Source organism: Nonomuraea sp. NPDC051298 (genome assembly GCF_055586305.1).
In genome coordinates this window covers 669,867-690,669 of the sequence record NZ_JBVJIM010000001.1, presented here as the reverse complement: position 1 = coordinate 690,669, position 20,803 = coordinate 669,867, and the positions used below count along the sequence as shown (strand labels likewise).

Annotated in this window: 20 protein-coding genes; 8 read left to right on the top strand and 12 right to left on the bottom strand. The window is 72.4% G+C overall.

Annotation, left to right across the window (positions count from 1 at the left end):
• Positions 1 to 9: 9 nt before the first annotated feature.
• Positions 10 to 888 (bottom strand): cytochrome d ubiquinol oxidase subunit II, encoded by an 879-nt coding sequence (gene cydB / locus ACZ6S0_RS03355; protein ID WP_465912967.1) that lies wholly within the window; start codon positions 886 to 888, stop codon positions 10 to 12.
• A 10-nt stretch (positions 889 to 898) separates the two neighbouring features.
• Positions 899 to 2,260, bottom strand: a complete 1,362-nt coding sequence (locus ACZ6S0_RS03350; protein ID WP_465912966.1) for a cytochrome ubiquinol oxidase subunit I — start codon at positions 2,258 to 2,260, stop codon at positions 899 to 901.
• A gap of 176 nt (positions 2,261 to 2,436) precedes the next feature.
• Between ACZ6S0_RS03350 and ACZ6S0_RS03345 the strand changes: the two genes are divergently transcribed.
• Both ACZ6S0_RS03345 and ACZ6S0_RS03340 read left to right on the top strand, forming a co-directional pair.
• Positions 2,437 to 3,102, top strand: coding sequence for an SRPBCC family protein (locus tag ACZ6S0_RS03345; protein ID WP_465912965.1), 666 nt, complete (start codon positions 2,437 to 2,439; stop codon positions 3,100 to 3,102).
• Positions 3,103 to 3,180: 78 nt separating this feature from the next.
• Positions 3,181 to 4,077, top strand: a complete 897-nt coding sequence (locus ACZ6S0_RS03340; protein ID WP_465912964.1) for a hypothetical protein — start codon at positions 3,181 to 3,183, stop codon at positions 4,075 to 4,077.
• Between the two features lie 16 nt (positions 4,078 to 4,093).
• Here the strand turns inward: ACZ6S0_RS03340 and ACZ6S0_RS03335 are convergent, their stop codons facing one another.
• On the bottom strand, positions 4,094 to 4,753 hold the full coding sequence (locus tag ACZ6S0_RS03335; RefSeq protein ID WP_465912963.1) for a thymidine kinase: 660 nt from the start codon (positions 4,751 to 4,753) through the stop codon (positions 4,094 to 4,096).
• Between the two features lie 76 nt (positions 4,754 to 4,829).
• On the opposite strand from ACZ6S0_RS03335, the gene ACZ6S0_RS03330 reads away from it, so the two are divergent.
• Genes ACZ6S0_RS03330 through ACZ6S0_RS03320 form a run of 3 tightly spaced genes read left to right on the top strand, consistent with a single transcriptional unit; the run spans position 4,830 to position 9,027 of the window.
• Positions 4,830 to 5,213 (top strand): hypothetical protein, encoded by a 384-nt coding sequence (locus ACZ6S0_RS03330; RefSeq protein WP_344892527.1) that lies wholly within the window; start codon positions 4,830 to 4,832, stop codon positions 5,211 to 5,213.
• A 6-nt stretch (positions 5,214 to 5,219) separates the two neighbouring features.
• On the top strand, positions 5,220 to 7,220 hold the full coding sequence (locus tag ACZ6S0_RS03325; RefSeq protein WP_465912962.1) for a hydantoinase/oxoprolinase family protein: 2,001 nt from the start codon (positions 5,220 to 5,222) through the stop codon (positions 7,218 to 7,220).
• Complete coding sequence (locus ACZ6S0_RS03320; RefSeq protein ID WP_465912961.1) at positions 7,213 to 9,027, top strand: hydantoinase B/oxoprolinase family protein; 1,815 nt, start codon at positions 7,213 to 7,215, stop codon at positions 9,025 to 9,027. The genes ACZ6S0_RS03325 and ACZ6S0_RS03320 overlap by 8 nt, the downstream gene beginning before the upstream one ends.
• A 51-nt stretch (positions 9,028 to 9,078) precedes the next feature.
• Here the strand turns inward: ACZ6S0_RS03320 and ACZ6S0_RS03315 are convergent, their stop codons facing one another.
• The gene (locus ACZ6S0_RS03315) at positions 9,079 to 9,942 is read right to left on the bottom strand and encodes an NAD(P)-dependent oxidoreductase (RefSeq protein ID WP_465912960.1); all 864 of its coding nucleotides are present in this window, start codon (positions 9,940 to 9,942) and stop codon (positions 9,079 to 9,081) included.
• Between the two features lie 71 nt (positions 9,943 to 10,013).
• Between ACZ6S0_RS03315 and ACZ6S0_RS03310 the strand changes: the two genes are divergently transcribed.
• On the top strand, positions 10,014 to 10,691 hold the full coding sequence (locus ACZ6S0_RS03310) for a histidine phosphatase family protein (RefSeq protein ID WP_465912959.1): 678 nt from the start codon (positions 10,014 to 10,016) through the stop codon (positions 10,689 to 10,691).
• A gap of 17 nt (positions 10,692 to 10,708) precedes the next feature.
• Here the strand turns inward: ACZ6S0_RS03310 and ACZ6S0_RS03305 are convergent, their stop codons facing one another.
• Positions 10,709 to 11,239, bottom strand: a complete 531-nt coding sequence (locus ACZ6S0_RS03305; protein WP_465912958.1) for a uridine kinase family protein — start codon at positions 11,237 to 11,239, stop codon at positions 10,709 to 10,711.
• A 40-nt stretch (positions 11,240 to 11,279) separates the two neighbouring features.
• On the opposite strand from ACZ6S0_RS03305, the gene ACZ6S0_RS03300 reads away from it, so the two are divergent.
• Positions 11,280 to 12,476, top strand: coding sequence for a CaiB/BaiF CoA transferase family protein (locus tag ACZ6S0_RS03300; protein ID WP_465912957.1), 1,197 nt, complete (start codon positions 11,280 to 11,282; stop codon positions 12,474 to 12,476).
• 73 nt (positions 12,477 to 12,549) lie between these two features.
• Positions 12,550 to 14,034, top strand: a complete 1,485-nt coding sequence (locus tag ACZ6S0_RS03295) for a carboxyl transferase domain-containing protein (protein ID WP_465912956.1) — start codon at positions 12,550 to 12,552, stop codon at positions 14,032 to 14,034.
• Positions 14,035 to 14,086: 52 nt separating this feature from the next.
• On the opposite strand, the gene ACZ6S0_RS03290 is transcribed toward ACZ6S0_RS03295, so the two are convergent.
• The 7 genes from ACZ6S0_RS03290 to ACZ6S0_RS03260 all read right to left on the bottom strand — a co-directional run bounded on the left by ACZ6S0_RS03290 (position 14,087) and on the right by ACZ6S0_RS03260 (position 20,803).
• On the bottom strand, positions 14,087 to 16,000 hold the full coding sequence (locus ACZ6S0_RS03290; RefSeq protein ID WP_465912955.1) for a hypothetical protein: 1,914 nt from the start codon (positions 15,998 to 16,000) through the stop codon (positions 14,087 to 14,089).
• Complete coding sequence (locus ACZ6S0_RS03285; protein WP_465912954.1) at positions 15,997 to 16,476, bottom strand: sigma-70 family RNA polymerase sigma factor; 480 nt, start codon at positions 16,474 to 16,476, stop codon at positions 15,997 to 15,999. Before ACZ6S0_RS03285 ends, ACZ6S0_RS03290 begins: the two co-directional genes overlap by 4 nt.
• 71 nt (positions 16,477 to 16,547) lie before the next feature.
• The gene (locus ACZ6S0_RS03280; protein ID WP_465912953.1) at positions 16,548 to 16,943 is read right to left on the bottom strand and encodes a hypothetical protein; all 396 of its coding nucleotides are present in this window, start codon (positions 16,941 to 16,943) and stop codon (positions 16,548 to 16,550) included.
• A complete protein-coding gene (locus tag ACZ6S0_RS03275; protein WP_344875802.1) occupies positions 16,940 to 17,386 on the bottom strand; it encodes a hypothetical protein in 447 nt (148 codons plus the stop codon). The genes ACZ6S0_RS03280 and ACZ6S0_RS03275 overlap by 4 nt, the downstream gene beginning before the upstream one ends.
• A gap of 45 nt (positions 17,387 to 17,431) precedes the next feature.
• Positions 17,432 to 18,208, bottom strand: coding sequence for a carbon-nitrogen hydrolase family protein (locus ACZ6S0_RS03270; protein WP_465912952.1), 777 nt, complete (start codon positions 18,206 to 18,208; stop codon positions 17,432 to 17,434).
• Positions 18,168 to 19,094 (bottom strand): DUF418 domain-containing protein, encoded by a 927-nt coding sequence (locus ACZ6S0_RS03265; protein WP_465912951.1) that lies wholly within the window; start codon positions 19,092 to 19,094, stop codon positions 18,168 to 18,170. Before ACZ6S0_RS03265 ends, ACZ6S0_RS03270 begins: the two co-directional genes overlap by 41 nt.
• A complete protein-coding gene (locus ACZ6S0_RS03260) occupies positions 19,091 to 20,803 on the bottom strand; it encodes an alpha/beta fold hydrolase (protein ID WP_465912950.1) in 1,713 nt (570 codons plus the stop codon). Before ACZ6S0_RS03260 ends, ACZ6S0_RS03265 begins: the two co-directional genes overlap by 4 nt.

Sequence of the window (20,803 nt, the reverse complement as noted above, 5' to 3'; positions counted from 1 at the left end):
ACCCGCGACTCAGGCGAGGGTCAGCACGCGCTTCCTGAACACCCAGTACGTCCACCCCTGGTACGCCAGCACGAACGGCAGCGTGATCAGCCCGATCCAGCTCAGCACCGTCAGCGTGTAAGGCCCCGAGGCGGCCTCGGCCAGCGTCAGCCCCGGCAGCGGCCGCACCCGAAGCTCCATGAAGACGGCCAGCGCGCTCAGCGCGATGGCGCCCGCCGTCGCCGTGAACGCCCAGCCCTCCCTGCGCCGCCAGATCAGCGCCGTGGCCGCGGCCAGCGCCGCCATGGCGGCCAGGGCGGGGGCGGTGCCGAGGCTCGACAGGGCGAACACGGCCACGGGGACGGTCACGCCGCCGGCGATCATGGCGGCGGTCCTGGCGCGGCGGCGTACCGGGCCGGTGGTCCGCAGCGCCAGGAACACCGCGCCGTGCAGGACGCACACCGCCAGCGTGAACGCGCCGCCGAACAGGGCCGCGAGCGCGCCGTCGAAGAGCAGCCCGGCGAAGACCGTGCCCCACACGAACGCCGGCAGCGCACTGCCCGCCACGATACCCAGGTCGCACCAGAGCGGGTTGGCGACCTTGCCGCGCCACTCCAGGCCGACGCCACGCACGATGAGCCCGACCAGGACCAGCGTCACCGGCAGGTAGAAGGCGCTGAACAGGCCCGCGTACCAGGCGGGGAAGGCGGCGAACATGGCGCCGACCGCGGTGATCAGCCACACCTCGTTGCCGTCCCAGACGGGGCCGATGGTCTGCAGCGCGGCCCGCTGCTCGGCGGGGTTCCTGCTCACCAGCGGCGCCAGCAGGCCGACCCCGAAGTCGAAGCCCTCCAGGACGAAGTAGCCGGTCCAGAGGAAGGCGATGACGGCGAACCACAACTCGATCATTGTCTGCTCCTCAGTACATCAGGGACGGCTCGCGCCGCTCGGCCGCGGGCTCCTGGGCCTGCTCCTCGACGCCCTTGCGGACGTGCCTGGACAGCAGTACGGCCTCGGCCACGGCCAGCACGCCGTACAGGAGGGTGAAGACCGTCAGGGACGTGGCCACCTCGGCCAGGGTCACGCCCGGCGAGACGCTGGCGGCCGTCAGCAGCTCGCCCGCGACCGTCCACGGCTGGCGGCCGATCTCGCTCAGCAGCCAGCCCGCGATCACCGCGACGAGGGGCAGCGGCAGGGCGAGCAGCAGCGCGCGGGAGAGCCACGCGGGGAACTGCCGCCTGCGCCGCGTCAGCCACAGGCCCAGCACCGACAGTCCCACCGTGGCCAGCCCGAAGACGATCATCACCCGGAACGACCAGAAGACGATCGTCTGGTCCGGGCGGTAGTCGCCGGGGCCGAACTGCTGCTCGAAGCGGCGCTGCAGGTCCTCGGTGCCCTGGACGGTGGCGTCGGGGTCGTTGGTGGCCAGGAAGCTCAGGACCTTCGGGATCTCGATGCCGGGCGCCACGCTGAACGCCGCCCCCGCGGTGTCGTGCCGCAGCCCCTCGGCGGAGGCCAGCTTCATGGGCTGCTGCTCGTACAGGAGCTTGGCCGAGGTGTCGCCGGTGCCCGCGACGACCGCCCCCGCGATGGCCGTCATCACCAGCGCCGCGCGGGCGGTGCTCCGCCACATGGCCCGGTCGCCGTGGTCCGAGGCGCGGGTTCTGAGCAGCCAGTAGCCGCAGACCGCCAGCACGAACCCGCCCGCGACGACGAACGCCGACCCGATCACGTGCGGCACCTGGGCCAGCGCGGTGGAGTTGGTCAGTACCGCCCACAGGTCGGTCATCCTGGCCTTGCCGTCCACGACCTCGTAGCCGACCGGGTGCTTCATCCAGGCGTTGGCCGCGAGAATGAAGTAGGCCGACAGGTTGGACCCGATGGCCGCCGCCCAGATGGTCGCCAGGTGCACCCGCTTCGGCAGCCGGTCCCAGCCGAAGATCCACAGGCCCAGGAACGTGGACTCCATGAAGAACGCCAGCAGCGCCTCCATGGCCAGCGGCGCCCCGAAGACGTCTCCGACGAAGACCGAGTACTCGCTCCAGTTCATCCCGAACTGGAACTCCTGCACGATGCCGGTGACCACGCCCATCGCGAAGTTGATCAGGAACAGCTTGCCGAAGAACTTCGTGAGCCTGAGGTACTGCTCCTTGCCCGTACGGTGCCAGGCCGTCTGCAGCCCGGCCACGAAGATCCCGAGACCGATGGTCAGGGGCACGAACAGAAAGTGGTACACGGTGGTCACCCCGAACTGCCACCGTGCGAGATCCAGTGCGTCCATCTTCCCCGCCGACTCCCTCAGCTCTACAAGCCGTAGTACATCTACTGCTAGTAGTACTACAGGCTGTAGAGCAACGCGCTGCGACCTTGGTCACATCCGCGTACGCCGCCGACTCGATCGTGGCTCTGGCAGGTGTTGCCCTTATTCCGTGGGGTCCGGCTGCTTAGAGTGGCGGCATGAGAGTGGCGGGCAGCGCCGTGATCGGCGTGCACAGGGACCAGGTGTGGGCGGCGCTCCAGGACCCGGCGGTGCTGGTGCGCACCATCCCCGGGTGCGAGCGGCTGGAGGAGACGGGGCCGGACACGTACCGCATGACGGTGAACGCGGGCGTGGCCGCCATCAAGGGCGTCTACCAGGGAGAGGTGGCGCTGGCCGACCCGCTCGCGCCGGAGAGCTTCACGCTCAGGGCGCGCGGGCAGGGGGCCCCGGGGACCGTGGACGCCACCGTGCTCGTCCGGCTCAGCGAGACCGACGGCGGGACGCGCGTGGACTACGACGCGGAGGCCGTGGTCGGCGGGATGATCGGCGGGGTCGGGCAGCGCATGCTGGGCTCGGTGGCCAAGCGCACGGCGGGAGAGTTCTTCTCGGCCGTCGAGGAGCACCTGCGCGTCCCCGTGCAGGCAGGGGCGGACCTCGGCGTTGCCGCCGCAGAGGGGCTGCGTGCCGTCGTTCCTGGAACCGAGCCCGTCCAGAGGGCCGTCTATGAGCGGGCGGCCGGGCGGCGCGGTGCGGATCGTCCGTGGGGGATGCTGGCGGCCTTCGGCATGGGGGCGGGGGTGGCGCTCGCGGGGGTCGCCGTGGGCTGGTTGCTGGGGCGGCGGCCACGCGGGCGCGCCGCCTGAGTGCCACCTGAGTGCCGCCTGGGGTCGGTGGCGTTCTGGGCTCTCGCGGAAAAGGATCTCCCGGCGTAGCGTGACGGTATGCGGCAGGCACATGCTGAAGACGCACGGACCGAGGCCAGGCGAGTCGTACGCAACCTGCTGGGTGAGGAGCGGCCGACGGCCGACACGCTGATCGACGCCGTACGCCCCGTGCTCGGGGACGACCGCACCGGCCGCACCCTCGAACTCGCCCTCGGAGCCTCGCTCACCCGTCGCTCCGCAGAGCTGGCCGCGCTGGCCGCGCTGCTGGTCGGCACCCGCGAGCTGGGCCGCGACTGGTGGACCAGGCCCAGGGGCGGGAAGCTGCCGCCGCCCGACGAGGTCGTGCGCACGGCCGTGGCCATCGAGCCGTGGACCGACCTGACCGCGCTGGAGATGCTGGCCGCCTGGATCTCCGACGACGCCGCCGACCGGATGTGGGGCGTGCCGGTCGCGCGGGTCGACCTCAACTCCTGGCACGCGGAAGACCGCTTCGACCTGCCGCCCGGCGTCAAGCCGGGGCAGCGGCTCGTCGTGCACTTCGACGCGGGCGGCCGGCTCGACGCGGTCGTCACCCGGCGCGCCGACGAGGAGCTGGGCTCCAACCTCGACTTCCACTCCCTGCGCTACTCCCGGCCCGCCGAGGCGCAGTGGAGCTGGGGGGTGGCGGCCGGGCTCGGGCCGCACCGGCTGCCGGGGGAGGACCCCGACCCGTACGCCCGCGAGGTCCCCGCCTCCGCCGCCGGCATCCTGCGCGCGTGGGCGGGGCGCCACGGCGCGACCGGCGAGCAGCTCGGCGGGAGCTGGGAGACGGTGGGCGACGTGGTGGCCGCCATCGAGCGGGTCGACTGGATGTGGCGCAGCGGGGAGTGGTTCGGCTGGTGGCGGGGGGCGTCGGCGCTGGTGGACGACTCGGCGTACCTGCCGTACCGGCTGGAGGAGCTGGCCGTCGACTGACGGACGCGACCCGCGCTCAGGCGGCCGAGCCCGCGTCCGTCGTCGTCCCTTCCTCGCCGAGGCGGCCCGTGCGGTGGTGGCGGCGGCAGAGCACCTGGTAGCGCACCGGGGCGTCGCCGGTGTCGCCGATGACGACCTGCTCGCCCGTACGCGTCATCGCCCCGCCCACGATCCTGGCGTTGAGCTGACCGGGCCGCCCGCACCAGCACAACACCTCGACCTGCAGCCGGCACACCTCGTCGGCCAGCTCGAACAGCCGCTGCGCCGCCGGGAACATCACCGACCGGAAGTCGGAGGCCAGCCCGAAGGCGTAGACGTCCACGCCGTGCACGTCCACCAGGTCGGCGAGCTGCTCGATCTGCTCGACGGCGTAGAAGCAGGCCTCGTCGCAGATCAGGTAGTCGACCCGCTCGTGCGAGGTGACCAGCCGGACGAGGTCGAGTGAGTCCTCCACCTCGATGGCCTCGAGCCCGAGCCCGATGCGGCTGGTGACCTTCGGCCCGCCGGAGCGGTCGTGTTTGGTCAGCACCAGTCCCCGCCTGCCCTGCCGTCGATGGTTGTAGTTCATCTGCAGCGCCAGGGTGGACTTCCCGCAGTCCATGGGGCCGAAGTAGAACTTCAGCACGGCATCTCTGGCACCCGGCGGCGCGGGGGACAAGGCGGACGATTCGATCACGGGCCGTCAGCTTAGTGGCTTGGCTTGTTCCATGACCTCGTGGGACATTTCTCCCCTGGAGTTACAGGAGGCATTTGTGGTCACCGACAAACCGCCGTCCGGGTCATCGCCGCTCGACGCGATGCTGACACCGGACGACCGTACCGCCGCTCAGGCCGACGCCACCCGCTGGCGGTACGGCTTCCTCGTCGTCGTGGCGGGCATCGCGGCGGTCCTCGTCGCCTTCGGCGCGGCCGTCTTCGCGACCAGGGAGTTCGCGCCGCTGTTCGCCGGGGTGGCGGGGGTGGTCGGCACCATCATCGGGGCCTATTTCGGAGTGCAGGCGGGGCAGTCGGGTAAGGCCAGGGTCGAGGCCGAGCTGGCCAGGTCCCAGGAGTTGGTGGTGCGGCTGGCCGCGTACGTCGGCACCGAGAACGCGCCCCGGGTCATCGACGAAGTGCTCGGCCGACGCCGAAGCTGAGGAGCCATGCGTAGCGTCCGTATCGGAGTGGACACCGGAGGAACGTTCACCGACGTCGTGGCGGTGGACGAGGAGACCGGTGAGATCCTCACCACGAAGACCCCCTCGACCCCCGCGAACCCGGCCGACGGGTTCCTCGCGGGCGTCGAGAAGCTCGGCCGGTTCGACGTCGGCTCCGTCGTGCACGGCACCACGGTGGCCACGAACAGGCTCCTGGAGGACCGGATCGGCGACCTCGGGTTCATCACCACCGAGGGCTTCGAGTTCGTGCTGGAGATCGCCAGGCAGAGCGTGCCCGACGGCTACGGCAACTCCTACTTCTGGGTCAAGCCGCCCAGGATCGTGCCCGTGCACCTGGTCAAGACCGTCGGCGGGCGGCTCGACCACCTGGGCGCGGAGGTGCGGCCGTTCTCCGAGGAGCAGGCCGTCGAGGTGGCCCGCTGGTTCCGCGCCAGGGGAGTGACCGCGATCGGGGTCTGCTTCCTGCACTCCTACGCCAACCCCGAGCACGAGCGCCGCATGCGCGAGGTGCTCTGGCGCGAGCACCCCGACGCGGTGATCTCGCTGTCCAGCGACGTGCTGCGCGAATACCGCGAGTACGAGCGCTCGGTCACCACCCTCGTCGACGCCGCCGTCAAGCCGGCCATGCGCACCTACCTGGCGAACCTGTCCACCCGCCTGGGCCGGCCGTTCTCCGTGATGAAGTCCAACGGCGGCGTCCTGTCCGCCCGCGAGGTCGTCAACCAGCCCATCACCACCGTCCTGTCGGGCCCGGCGGCCGGGGCGCTGGGCGCCGCGCTCATCGCCTCGACGGCCGGCCACGAGTCCGTGATCACCCTCGACGGCGGCGGCACCTCGACCGACGTGGCCGTGGTGATCGACGGCGAGCCCTCCATCACCACCGAGGGCGCCGTCGGCCGTTACCCGTGCAAGATCCCGATGATCGACATCATCACGGTCGGGGCGGGCGGCGGCTCGGTCGCGTGGATCTCGCCCGAGGGCACGCTCAAGGTCGGGCCCAGGTCCGCCGGCGCTGACCCGGGCCCGCTCTGCTACGGCAAGGGCGGCACCGAGGTCACGGTGACCGACGCGCACGTCTTCCTCGGCCGCATCCCGCCGCACCTGCTCGGCGGGGAGATCCCGCTGGACGCCGACGCCGCCCGCGCCGGGATCCAGGCGCTGGCCGGGAAACTGGGCCTCGGCCCCGAGCGCACGGCCACCGGCATCCTGGAGATCAGCGCGTTCAACCAGAGCAACGCGATCCGGCAGCTCACCGTCAAGCGCGGGCTCGACGTGCGGGACTTCCCGCTGGTCACGTTCGGCGGGTCGGGGCCGCTGCTGGCCTGCCGGCTGATCGACATCCTGGGGCTGCCGGCCGTCGTCGTCCCGCGCGACCCGGGCAACGTCTCGGCGTTCGGGCTGCTCACTGTGGACGTCAGGAACGACTACGTACGCACGTACGTCACCCGCGACCTGTCGCTCGGCAAGGCCGTCGAGATCTTCCACGACCTGGAGCATCAGGCGGGCGAGGCCCTCGACCGCGAGGGCTTCGCCGACCCGGTCTACCAGCGCAGCGCCGACCTGCGCTACTACGGCCAGGCGTACGAGGTGCGGGTGCCCGCCCCGGCGGGCGACCTCGACGAGCACTGGCAGGCCGAGGTGGTCGCCAGCTTCCACGACGCCCACGAGAAGCTGTACGGCTACGCCTACCGCGACGACCCCCGGCACGGCGTCGAATGGGTCAACCTGCGCGTGTCCGGCATCGGCCCCATCACCCGGCCGACGCTGCGCCGCCTGGAGCAGGCCGGAGAGGGCGCCACCTCGGTCCGTCCCGTGCACTTCGACGAGACCCGCGACACCCCGATCCACCAGCGGGCCGCGCTCGGCCCCGGCGCCACCGTGCGGGGGCCCGCGGTCATCGAGGAGTACGGCTCGACGATCCCCATCCACCCCGGCTTCACCGCCCGCGTGGACGAGTACGGCAACGTGGAGGTACGTCGTGGCTGACCCGATCCTGGTCGAGATCGTCGAGGGCACGCTCGCCTCGGTCGAGCGGGAGGTCGAGACCGCCATCGCGCGCACGGCCCGCTCGCCGATGATCCGCGACGCGCACGACTTCCGCGCCGGCATCCACGACGTGCGGCTGCGCAAGCTCACCGGCCGCTCGTACAGCGCGCTGGTGCAGCCCGTCGTGCGCGACTTCCCTGCCGAGACCATGAAGCCCGGCGACGTGTACTTCCACAACGACGTCTACCTGTCGGAGGGCGGCATCGGCCACCTGCCCGACCTGTGCGTCACCGTCCCGGTCTTCCACGAGGGCGAGGTCGTGGCGTTCGTGCAGGCGTTCGGCCACCACGACGACATCGGCGGCGCGGTGCCCGGGTCGATGCCCTCGCACGCCCGCTCGGTCTTCGAGGAGGGCCTGATGGTGCCGCCGATCAAGCTGTGGGACGAGGGCGTGCCCAACGAGGCCGCGCTGCGCATCATGACCCGCAACTCCCGCATGCCCGACTCGCTGGCCGGCGACCTCGACGCCGAGTGCTCGGCCTGCCTGATGGGGGCGCGGCGGCTGGGCGAGCTGTTCGGGCGCTACGGCAGGCAGGCCGTCGAGGAGTGCTTCGACGCGATCATCGGCAAGACCACCGAGACGTTCCGCAGGGAACTGCTGTCGAAGATCCCCGAGGGCACGTACGTGTGGGAGGACTACGCCGAGCACGACGGCGTGGACGAGCCCCGCCTGCACACCCAGCGCATCACGCTCACCGTGGACCACGCCGCCGGCGCGCCCATGAAGATCGACTTCACCGGCACGTCGCCGCAGGCCAAGGGGCCCATCAACCACGCGGGCGACTACGCCGACGGGGTGTTCCTGAAGAAGTGGCTGGCCCCCGTGCTGCGCAACCTGGCCGACACGCCCGAGCGCATGGCGGAGCTGGACGTCAACGAGGGCGTCGTGCCGCTCATCGAGATGGTCTTCCCGGAGAAGGGCACCCTGCTCACCCCCGTCTTCCCGGCCCCCACCAACGCCCGCACCTTCGTCATCCTGCGCCTGCTCGGCGTGCTGGCGGGCGTGCTGGCCAAGGCCACCGGCGGGCGCATGCCGGCCGACCAGGAGACCATCCGCTACACCGGCGTGTACGGGACCGACGCCGACGGGGTGCCGTACCTGATGCGCGAGGTGCTCGGCGGCGGCTCCGGCGGGCGCTGGTACGCCGACGGCGAGGACACCATCCACGTGGTGCCCGACTCCCGCAACATCCCGGTCGAGTTCGCCGAGGCGCGCTGGCCGTTCCGGGTCGAGCGGCTGGCGCTGGCCTGCGACTCGGGCGGGCCCGGCATGTTCAGGGGCGGGCTCGGCTACGACAAGCACATCAGGATGCTGCGGGACGCCTCGTACATGTCGATCGCCGACCGGTCGATCCTGTCGTGCTGGGGCGTCAACGGCGGCGTGGCCGGGCGGCCCTTCCGCGTCGAGATCGCGGGCAAGGAGATGGAGGGGCTGGTGGACGACCACCCCGTGCAGGCCGGTGAGCTGATCAGGATCCGCACCACCGGGGGCGGCGGCTGGGGCTCCCCGTACGATCGCGACGCCCGGGCGGTGGCGGCCGACGTGCGCGACGGGAAGGTGTCGATCGCGGGCGCGCTCGGCGACTACGGCGTGGTCCTCGACGGGGATCGGATCGACGAACGGGCCACGGCCGAGCTGCGCGCCCGCCTGCGGCCGCCGGGCGACCGGTTCTTCGACCGGGGGCCGGGGTACGCCAAGCTGTCGGGCGGGCGGGCGTACGCGGAGGTGGACGAGCTCCAGCCGTGAACCGCCGCGCGCCGCGCGTCCGGGCGGCGGGCAGCGGGCGGGGGCTCAGGCTCAGCCGAAGGCGGCGTGGTAGGTGGCCGCCATGTCCTCGCCGCCGTGGCCCTGCGCCTCGGCGCGGCGCAGGCGTTCGCCCGCGGCGGCCGCCAGGTCCATCCTGACCCCGGCCGACTCGCCCGCCTGCGTGATCATCTGGGTGTCCAGCTCGGCGTTGTGCACGGTGAAGCTGGGCGTGAAGTCGTCCTCCAGGATGGCCTTCGCCTTGGCCTGGAAGTACGGCGAGTCCATCGGCCCGCCGGTGATCACCTGCCGCACCAGGTCGGGGTCGAGCCCGAGGCCCTTGGCCAGGGAGAGCGCCTCGGCCACGGCCGTGGTCACCGTGATGCTGTAGCTGACCGCGGCCATCTTGAGCCGAGTGCCGGCGCCGTCCGTGCCGTTGTCGCCGACCCAGAGCGTGCGCTCCCCGAGCACGGAGAAGACCGGATCCAGCGCCTGCCTGGCCGCCCGCGGGCCGGAGGCGAGGATGACCAGCGTGCCCTGCTCGGCAGGCTGGCGGGTGCCCTGCACCGGGGCGTCCACGAAGGTCGGGCCGCACTCGGCGGCCAGCGTGGCCAGCCGCCCGACCGCCGGGACGCTGACCGTGCTCATCTGCGCCCACACCTGCCCCGACCTGAGCGCCGGCCTGGCGGCCGTCATGGCGTCGAGCACGGCGTCACCGTCACTCAGCATCGTGATGATCACGTCGGCGTCCTCGGCCGCCTCGGCAGGTGAGCCGGCGACCACCGCGCCGTCCGCCTCCAGGGGCAGGGCCTTCTCCCTGGTACGGTTCCACGCCTTGACCCGCATGCCGGACACGACCAGATTGCGGGCCATGGGCAAGCCCATCAGCCCGGTACCGAGGACTGCGACAGTAACCATGCCATCACCATACGTACACGGGCGTGGGTGGTCGCAGGCGGGGGCGTACCTGGTGTGTGAGGATTGTCCCCATGGGACCGTCCGCGATCATCGCCGTACGCCACGGGGAGAGCGAGGCCAACCTCGCCCATCGGCAGGCCGGCTCGGCACCGCTGGTCTACGAGCGCGGCGACCACGAGGTGACGCTGACGGAGCTGGGCCGCACACAGGCCGGGGCGCTCGGGAGGCACCTGGCGGCCCTGCCCGCCGCGCAGGCGCCCGAGCAGGTGTGGTGCTCGCCCTACCTGCGCGCGCTCGACACGTGGCGGATCGCCCAGAAGGCGTGGGGCGCCGCCCCGCTGCCCGTCACGGTGGACGAGCGGCTCAGAGACCAGGAGGCGGGGGCGTTCGCGCGCCTCAACCTGGCCGCGATCAGCGAGCGGCACCCCGAGGAAGTGGCCAGGCGGAAGGCCGAGGGCGCCTACGCCTACCGCCCGCCCGGCGGCGAGTCGCTCACCGACGTCGTGGCCAGGCTGCGCGGCTTCCTGGACGACCTGCGTGAGCGCGCGGCCGGGCGCCGGGTGCTGATCGTGGCCCACGACTCGGTGGTGCTGGGGCTGCGGCACGTCATGACGGGCGGGCCGGACGACGAGCCTTCTGCCGTGCTGAGGTTCGCGCCGGTGCTGAACGCCTCGGTGTCGTGGTGGCGCGGCGGAGGTGCCGGGTTCGAGCTGGTCCGCTTCAACGACGTCGCGCACCTCACGTCTTGACGATCACGTTCTGACGGTCACGTTCTGACGACGAGGTCGGCGCGCTCACGGGTGCGGTCGCCGTCGAACCACGCCCGCTCGGCCGCGAACCACCCGCGCCATGTCGGCTCCAGCTCGGGCCCGTCGCGCTCCAGCACGCGGCGCAGCCGCACCGGCTCGGCGGCCTCCATCCAGACGGTGTAGGCCAGCAGCCCCGCCACCGAGGCCCGCGCCGTGCCGACGCCCTCGATCACCAGGACCGGGGCCGGGGGCACCGCCACCCGCTCGGCGTACGCGCCGCGGACCCAGTCGTACCTGCGGAATCCGCCCGCGAGCCCCTGCTGAAGAGGGCGCAGCACCTGTGACTCCAGCGCGTGGAACCAGCCGCCGGGCCCCTCCTCCCACGGCACGGGGAAGTCGTCGCTGTGGATCACCTGGCAGCCCAGCTCCGCCGCCAACTCCCGCGCGAACGTCGTCTTGCCCGACCCCGCGGGCCCGTCGACGGCCACCAGGCGCACCGGACCGCAGGAAGGCCGCAGGTTCGTGATGCGCGCGGCCAGTTCGTTCACCGGACCCAGGGTAGATGACGGAGGGTGGACGCCTGAGAGAATGTTCTTTCACCCCGAACGCACGTGGGAGGTTTGGATCTTGCTCGGACCCCTCGGTGACATCGTCGTGCTCGATCTGTCCAGGGCCCTGGCGGGGCCGCACGCCGCACAGTTGCTCGGTGACCTGGGCGCTCGGGTCATCAAGGTCGAGCATCCGGACGGGGGTGACGAATCGCGGGGCTGGGGGCCGCCGTTCGTCGGGCCGAATCACGATATTTCGACCTACTTCCTGGCAGCGAACCGCAACAAACAGTCCATCGCCGTCGACCTCAAGTCCGCCGAGGGCAAACAGCTCATCGAGCGGCTCGTCCGCCAGTGCGACGTCCTGATCGAGAACTTCCGCACCGGCGTGCTCGACCGCCTCGGCTTCCCCGTCGAGCGCCTGCACGAGCTGAACCCCCGGCTGGTCATCCTGTCGATCACCGGCTTCGGCCACGACGGGCCCGAAGGGGGCCGCCCCGGCTACGACCAGATCGCCCAGGGCGAGGCCGGGCTCATGTCGCTGACCGGCCCCTCGCCCGACGAGCCGTACCGCGTCGGCGCCTCCATCGCCGACCTGCTGGCCGGCATCCACGGCGCGTACGGCGTGGCCGCGGCCCTCTACGAGCGCGAGCGCACCGGCGTGGGCCGGGTCGTGCGCACCTCGCTGCTGGCCGCCGTCACCGGCGTGCACTCCTACCACGGCACCGCCTGGACGGTCGGCGGCAAGGTCCCCGTCGCGGGCGGCAACCACCACGCCTCCATCGCCCCCTACGGCGCGTTCCACTGCGCCGACGGCATGCTGCAGATCGCCGTGGCCAACGAGGGGCAGTGGCGCAAGGTCGCCGCGCTGCTCGGCCTCGACCCCGACGCGCCCCACTACGCGACCAACCGCGACCGGTTCGCCCACCGCGACGAGCTGATCGCCGACATGGAGAAGGCCCTGGCCGCCCACGACCGCGCCCACTGGCTGGCCCGGCTGGGCGAGGCGGGCGTGCCCGCGGGCGCGATCAGATCGCTCGACGAGGTCTACGCCTGGGAGCAGACCCGTTCGCAGGGCCTGGTCGTCCAGGTGGAGCACCCGGTGCTCGGCACGATCGAGCTTCCCGGGCCGCCGCTGCGCTTCGACGGGCTGACCGGGGTCGAGCACACCGCGCCGCCCATGCTCGGCCAGGACGGCGACGCCGTGCTCGCCTGGCTGGCGGAGCGCGAAAGATGATCGCGACAGGGTGGCACCGGCCGGGGCGCTCGTGCGTCAACAATGCAACGTGGCTGACCTCTAGGGAGCGATAGTGAGCCGTCCGGACGCGCGCACACTGATCGAAACGATCCTCGACCGAGGGTCGTGGAAGTCGTGGGACGCGCCGCCCGCCGACCCGGCCGAGCCCGGCTCCTCCTACGCCGACGAGCTGACCGCGGCCCGCGTGAAGTCGGGCTACGACGAGGCCGTGATCACCGGTGAGGGCCTGCTCGACGGTCGCAGGGTGGCGATCGCGGCGTGCGAGTTCTCGTTCATGGCGGGCTCGATCGGGGTGGTGGCGGCCGAGCGGCTCACGGCCGCCGTCGAACGCGCCACCCGCGAACGGCTCCCGCTGCTGGCCGCCCCCGCCTCGGGCGGCACGCGCATGCAGGAGGGGGCGCTCGCGTTCGTCCAGATGGTGAAGATCACCGTGGCGATCCAGGCGCACCGGGCCGTCGGCCTGCCTTACCTGGTCTACCTGCGGCATCCGACGACCGGCGGGGTGTTCGCGTCGTGGGGGTCGCTGGGGCACGTCACGGCGGCCGAGCCGGGGGCGCTGATCGGGTTCCTGGGGCCACGGGTGTTCGAGTCGCTGCACGGTTACCCCTTCCCCGAAGGCGTGCAGGTCGCCGAGAACCTGCACCGCAAGGGCCTGCTCGACGCGGTCGTCCCGGCGGAGGACGCGCGGGGGTTCGCCATCGGGGCGCTGACCGTACTGGCCGCCGACCGCTCCGCCATCGTGGCCGGCGAGCCCCCGGAGGAGGACCTGCGGCCGGTGGAGGCGTGGGAGGCGATCACCCGTTCCCGCCGCGACGACCGGCCCGGCGTACGCGCGCTGCTCAAGCTCGCCGCCTCCGACGTCACCCCGCTCAGCGGCACCGGCCAGGGCGTCAACGAGCCGGGGCTGCTGCTGGCCCTGGCCAGGTTCGGCACCGCGCCCGCGGTGGTGCTCGGCCAGGACCGCCGGCTCCAGCGCGCCCACTCCCCGCTCGGTCCGGCCGGGCTGCGGGTCGCCAGGCGCGGCATGCGGCTGGCCGCCGAGCTGGGCCTGCCGCTGGTCACCGTGGTCGACACGGCGGGCGCCGACCTGTCGAAGGCGGCCGAGGAGGGCGGGCTGGCCGCGGAGATCGCCCGGTGCCTGGCCGAACTGGTCATGCTCGACGCGCCGACCGTCTGCCTGCTGCTCGGCGAGGGCGCGGGCGGGGCGGCGCTGGCCCTGCTGCCCGCCGACCGGGTGCTCTGCGCTCAGCACGCCTGGCTGTCGCCGCTGCCGCCCGAGGGGGCCTCCGCCATCCTCTACCGATCGGTCGACTTCGCCCCCGAGATCGCCCAGGCCCAGCGCATCCGCGCCACCGACCTGCGCCACGACGGCGTCGTCGACCGGGTCATCCCCGAGCTGCCCGACGCCGCCTACGAGCCCAGGCAGTTCTGCGAACGCGTGGGGCGGGCCCTGGAGTACGAGATCGCGGGGCTGCTGAAGGTGAGCCCGGCAGACCGTTTCGCGGCCCGCCAGGCCCGTTTCCGCAACCTCGGCTAGTGCTCCGGCGACGCCGGGGAGGGCCGCCGGAGCACCAGTTCGGCGGGCCTGGCTAGGAGATGCCCTTCTCCGGTGTGGACCACAGCTTCTTGCCGTCGGCGTCGTACCCGGTGGCGGCCGTGCCGGCGGCGAACTGGGCGCCTTCTGGCAGGGGCAGCGCGAACAACGCCACGTCCTGCCCGAACCGGTCGGGTACGGCCTCGGCCGTCGCGGTGAGCCCGTTCGAGGTGCGCAGCTCGATCTTGGCCGTGTCCGCGGAGGCGTAGCCGTACCAGGCGGTGTCGCCGTAGCTCCAGTGCACCGGCATGTCGGAGGTGAGCAGGTCGCTCAGCTTCTCGCCGGGCAGCGGTCCCGGCAGCCCGGGGGCGGGTGCGCCGTTCTCGAAGAAGGCCAGGCAGCTCGGCGCGACCACGACCGCGGCCACGCCCGCGGGAAGGGCCTGGCGGACGGCCTCGGTTCCCGCGGCCTTGCGCGCGCAGGACGGGTCCGTCTGCGGATACCGGTCGATCCGGCCGTCCTTCGACTTCACCGTGAGCGCCGCCAGCACCACATCACCGGCCGGGACCGTGACGTGCCAGATCGGGGCCGGAGTGTCCTTGCCGCGCAGGAAGGCGGCGTCGAGCCGGCGTCCGTCGGAGAGCACCGCGGTCACCGACTCCCACGCCTTGCCGACGACTCCGAGGTAGGTGGTGGAGCCCGGCTCAGGCAGGTACTTGACCGCCTTCAGCGGGAACATCTCGCCTTCGGTGGAGCTCGCGCAGCTTGAGGTGCCGTTGGGACTCACGCCGCCTGACTGACAGAGCGTCATCATGCTCTGCGCAGTTTCGCTGAACCAGACCCGCAGCTCGCCCGGCAGCGTCATCACCTCTCCGACGGCGGGGAGGTCGTCCATGAGGCTCCGGCCCGTGCCGTCGTGGCTCCAGACCTCCGCACCCGAGGAGTCGTAGGCGACGACGCGGTGACCGCCGCTCGGGTCACTCGACGGGTTCATCGCGGAGAAGAGCGTCACGCCCAGGCCCCACGGATCGGGTTGGGTCGCGGCGTCCACCTTGGTCCCGTCGGCGAAGGTGAACTCGACCCTGGCGACGTCCTCGCGGGCGAGGCCCAAGACCGCGTTCTCCTCCATGTAGGGCGACACCGCCTGCTCCTGCAGCTTGGACGGCGTCATCGTCAGCACCGCGCCGTGCCGGGTCCAGACCACCTCCGTGCCCTGGGCGGTCCGGTGCGGTCGCGCGGTGACGCCCGCGGGCAGCTCCACAGAGGCGCCGACGGCGACGCCCTGCTGCTGCTCCTTCAGCACGTCGCGCGACGCGCGGCCCAGGGCCCTGCCATGCTCGTCCGTCAGCTCGATCTCGGACATGTCGCGCCCGGCTGGATAGGTCACCGTCCACAGCCGGTGCGACGCCCCGGAAGGGCGCAGCACCGTGCCGGGGAACCGCTGCCCGTCCGCCGCGACACCGGTGACGCCACCGACGTCCTGCGTCGCGATCCCCCAGTCCAACGCGGTCTCGGCCCCGTCCAGCAGGGTGCTGCCGACGAACCGGGCCAGCCCGTCCCGCTCCTCGTCCACGGGGACGCAGCCTCCCCCGGTCGGCGCGTCAGCCCGCTCCGCGACGAAGCACAGCTCGGGATAGCCCAGCTTCGCCTTGGCGAACCAGAGCCGCAGCGGCTTGCCCTCCGTGGGGTTGTCCACGGTCACCGTCTCGCCCTCGGGTGTCCTGTCCCGCATGAGGGCCTGGTAGAGGGCGTCGGCGTCGGCCGCGGTGTTCCCGCCCTGGCCCCCGTTGAGCAGGACGGGAACGAACACGGCCAGCAGGACCACCGGCAGCGCGGCCACCAGCGCGCGGATGGCGCGGCGGCGTCCCGGCCGGCGCTCGCGCATGCGGGCCCAGGCGTCCGGGCTGGTCTCGAAACTCTGCGCGCGGGCGTCGAACGCGGCCCGCAGGCGCTCTTCCAGCTCGTTCATCGGTCCTCCTCCTTCAGGGCCTTGCCCAGGGTCGCCAGGGCCCTGCTGGTGTGGGTCTTCACCGATCCCGGTGTGACGCCCATGGCGTCGGCGATCTCACGTTCCGACAGGTCCAGCCAGTAACGCAGGACGAGGGCCTCGCGCTGGCGGCGCGGCAGCCGGTCCACGGCCGCGAGCAGCTCGCGGTGCTTCTCGGAGACGAGCACGATGTGCTCGCTGCTGTGCGCGGGATCGGGCGGGTCGGGGCGGCGCAGCCGTACGAGGCGGAGGTGGCGCAGCCGGTTACGGGTCAGGTTGCAGACGGTCGCGCGCAGGTAGGACAGGGCGGCCCCGTCGTCGCGCAACCGTCTGGTGTGCAGCCGGGAGAACGCCTCCTGGGCGATGTCCTCGGGGTCGTCCGCGCCGAGCAGCCCGGCCAGGCGTACCAGGGAGTGGTACTGGGCCGCGAACAACTCGGCGAACGACGGCTGCGTCATGGTCGCAGTTTCGATCACACCTCAGAGACACCCGGAACGGCCGCCGGTTGACGGGGCGGCCGAAATCCGTGTTACGGGACGGGCACGCGTTCGACGCGGATGGAGAAGACCTCTTCGCGCGGCACCACGACCTCGTAGGCGCCATGGTCGACCATCCAGTAGCCGAGCGCCTCGGCCTTCATCCCGCTGTGCCCGGTGTAGGCGATGTGCAGCCCGTCGTCGTCCTCGTCGAGCACGATGCACGGCTCGCCGCCGAACGCGCCCACCGTGCGGACCAGCACCAGCCACTCCACCTGCGATCTCGGCACGACCCGCCGCCAGTAGCCGGAGGCGGCCTCGAACCCCTCCAGCTCGCTCTCGCTGAACAGCACCACCTGGTCGCCGTCGGGGCCGAGCGCGGCGGGCAGGGTGCGCTCACCGTAGCGGGCCACGAAGCCGGAGGCTACCGGTGTGATCTCGTCGCTCATGCGGCGGGCCGCCAGGTCAGCCCGTCGTAGTCGGCGAAGCGCCGCTCGCCCTCGGCGGTGACGTGGACGATCTCCGCCCCGGCCGGGATCGGCATCGGCACGGTGTGGAACTGCGGCACCACGTGCTCCGACGACGTGGTGAACCCGTTGCCCGCGAACGGCGGCGCGTCGCTCCAGTCGCCCCCCATGTGCGGCCCGTAGGGCACCGCGTAGGTGTCGACGTCGCGGGCGTGCCAGCGCATGACATAGAGCTCGGGCACCTCGGCGAACAGCTCCGATCCGTCGAAGGAGAGGTCGAGACCCCAGTAGAGCGCCTCGGGGGTGGTCAGCCTGACGCAGTCTTGCACGCGGTAGACGTAGCCCGAGACGACCGTGCGCTTGCCCGACAGGTATGGCACGAGCAGACGCGGCGGGATGACCTTCTGCATCTGCGTTCCGCTCACGGTACTACTTTACGATCGCTTGACCCCCGGATGGACCGGGCCAGACTACAGCACCCGGTGCTCGAGACACGGGAGGGTGGCCCTGGCCGCCGCCGTCCACTCGTGGTCGACCTCGACGACCTGGACGCCGGGGGCGGTGCCCAGGTCGGCACGGACCACGCCGAGCGGGTCGACCAGCATGCTGCGGCCCACTCCGTACCCGTCGGACGACTCGGCCGGGTTGGGCGCCTGGCCGACGGCCGCGGTCCACATGGTGTTCTCCAGCGCCCGCGCCCTGACCAGGGTCACCCAGTGGTCCTCCTTGAGCGGGCCCGACCCCCAGGCCGCGATCACCGCGAACAGCTCGGCGCCCCGGTCGACCAGCGCCCTGGCCAGCTCGGGGAAGCGCACGTCGTAGCAGGTGACCAGGCCGATCCTGAGCCCGGCCAGCTCGACCACGACCGGCTCCGCGCCGGGCGCGACCAGGTCGGACTCCTTCGCGCCGAAGGAGTCGAACAGGTGGATCTTCCGGTACGCCGCCCGCACCGCGCCCTCGGCGTCGATGGCCACGGCCGTGTTGTGCACGCGGTCGCCGCCGGTCTCGAACACCCCCGCGATCACCGCCAGCCCGTGCTCGCGGGCCGAGTCGGCCAGCCCGGACACGAACGGCCCGTCGAGCGGCTCGGCCAGGCCCGTGATGCGGCGGCCGTAGCGGGTGAGCGTGGCCTCGGGGAAGATCGCCAGGTCGGCGCCTTCGGCCGCGGCAAGCGCTTCCCTGGCCCTCTTGAGGTTGGTCGTCGGGTCAGGGGACACCGGGATCTGGCAGAGGGCGATTGTGGTCACGGCCAGACTCTAGCCGGTTGGGCACCAGTCGAAACCGGGTCAGGCATCGCCAGGTCCACTCGAGGGGGCCGTACCGGTAGCGGGCCAGCCACCAGCGGCCGAACAGCGCCTGCGCGACCAGGGTGAGTGCCGTCAGCCCCACCACCGACCACCGGGTCGGGTCGGCGTCGAGCAGCGGCACGGCGAGCACGATCAGCGCGGTGCCGGAGACGTAGTTGGTCAGCGCCATCTTCCCCAGCGGCTCCAGCACCGCGGACAGGCGCGGGCGCAGCACGAGCAGCAGGCCGAGCGCGAACGCCGCCGCGCCGGTCAGCGCCGCCACGGCCCCGACGGTCTTGTCGCCCGTGCCCATCCCTGCGGCGGTCAGCAGCACGGTGGCCAGCGCACTGGCCGCGAACCCGGGCAGCAGCAGCGTCCGCGACGGCCGGAGCTGCCACAGCCCCATGCCGACCAGGAACAGCCCGGGGATCAGCAGCACCCCGCCGCCCACCTGCGGCAGCAGCGCCCACGCGATCGCCACCAGCCCCAGCAGCAACACGGGCAGGCCCGGGGCCAGGAACGTGGCGGGCAGCAGCACCACCGCCCCGTAGAAGGCGTAGTCGGTCAGCACCTCGCCCTCGTAGAACTGGTGCTGGACGACCCCGAAGCAGAACAGCCAGAACAGCCTGCACAGCAGCGCCCAGCGGCTGTTGCCGCGCAGGAACAGCAGGAAGCTGATGCCGAACAGCATCGAGAAGATCGGGTAGAACCGGCCCTGGAAGATCGCCTCCATCGGCCAGTCGAGCGCGGCGCGGACCGGCTTGTCGGTGTGCTGCCACGTGTTGACCAGCATGATGCCGCCCACCGCGAAGCCGCGTAGGGCGTCCAGCTCACGAATGCGCGTCAAAGGACCCAGGTCACCCACCATATGAGGAATCCGGCACCGATGACGACGGCCGCGATCCGGGGCGGGCGGCGGTCGCGGATCAGCGTCGCGCCGGTCAGCACCACGGAGGCGACGGCGAGCCAGGTGTACAGCCCCGTCGTACGGGGGAGGCCGACGGCCAGGGCGCTCTCGTTGGCATTCGCCATCGCGACGACCGACTCCGCCACCAGCCAGGCGAAGGCCACGCCCGCCAGCCCGCCGAACGCCGGCAGCGCCCTGCCCTTCAGCGCCGCGGGGACGAGCTGCGCCAGGCAGGCCAGCGCGAACAGGGCGAAGGGCGCGGCCAGCCACGGGGCCAGCGAGATCCGGTAGGGCGCGGCGCTCACGTGTACGTCGTCCGCCTGGAAGCCGGCCGGGACGCGCCGGTCGGAGCAGGGCCTGACGAACTGGCTCGCGGGGTCGCCGACGAAGTCCACGATCCGCTCCCTGGCGCAGCCGCCGGCCAGGAAGACGGCGTGTGACATGCGGGCGTACTCGCGGAAGCGCCCGGCGGACAGGGCCGCGGCGGCGGCCTCGGCGGTCCTCGGGGGCGTCGTGGGGTCGTACTGGCCGCCGACGACGTGGACGGGGGCCGTGGTGGTGGCGTTCACAGGGGCGGACTTGGGGAGCCGCCAGGCGTCACACACCGCTTTGTCGCTATTTACGGTGAAAAGTCGGGACTTGGTGGTGAAGGTGTTGAACGGGACCTCGTCCTGGCACTGCACCGCGTGATACAGCCCGAACTCGTGCGAGACCAGCCCCTCGCCCACCGCGTCGGCCAGCGGGCGCAGCAGCTCGTCGTGCCCCTCGGCCAGCGCGCTCACCAGCGCCGGGGCCACCGCCGCCACCTCGGCGTCGTGCAGCCCCTCCGCCAGGATCGTGGCCACGTCGTCACCGCTCATCCGGGCCGTGAACTCCCTGCCGAGCAGCGGATCGAGCGTCGGCACGAGGGCGGGGGAGCGGTTGAGCCGCGCGATCACGGCCTCGAAGCGGTCTCTCACGCCCAGCTCGGCCATGACGTCGCCCAGGTTCCGGTCGGCGTCGTCGTACCAGGCGACGCTCTCGGGCAGGTAGGAGTCGAGCACCACCGACCGCACCGCGCCGGGGTCGGCCGCGGCCACGTCCATCATGACCCTGGTGGAGTAGCTCACGCCGAACAGGTTCCACCTCGTGTACCCGAGTTCGCGCCGTAACGCGACCACGTCGGCCGCGATCTCCCTCGTGTTGTACCCCCGCAGGTCGACGCCCTGCTCCCGGAGCCGCGCGCGGCACCGCGCCGCCGCCGCGCCGACGTCGGCGCGCGGCCGGCGCAACTGCCCGAGCAGCGCCTGCGCGGTCTCCGGGCAGGCCAGCGACGGCTGCGAGTACCTGCTCCCGCGCTGCTCGACCGTCACCACGTCGCGGTCGGGGAACATCTGGCTCAGGAACCCCATGAGCCGCATCGACGCCGAGCCGGGGCCGCCGCTCATGTAGACGATCGGGTCGGGCTGGCGGCCGGGCGCGGACGACGCGCGCACGGCGTAGCCGACCTTGATCGTCCGTCCGGGCGCGTCCCTGCGCTCGGGGACCTCCAGGAAGCCGCAGGTCGTCCCGGCGGGCACGGGCACGGGACAGGGGCCGGGGGCGCTCACGGCCGGGGTGACGACGGGAGACGCGGACAGGGCGAGGGCGAGCACGACCCGAGTGATCAC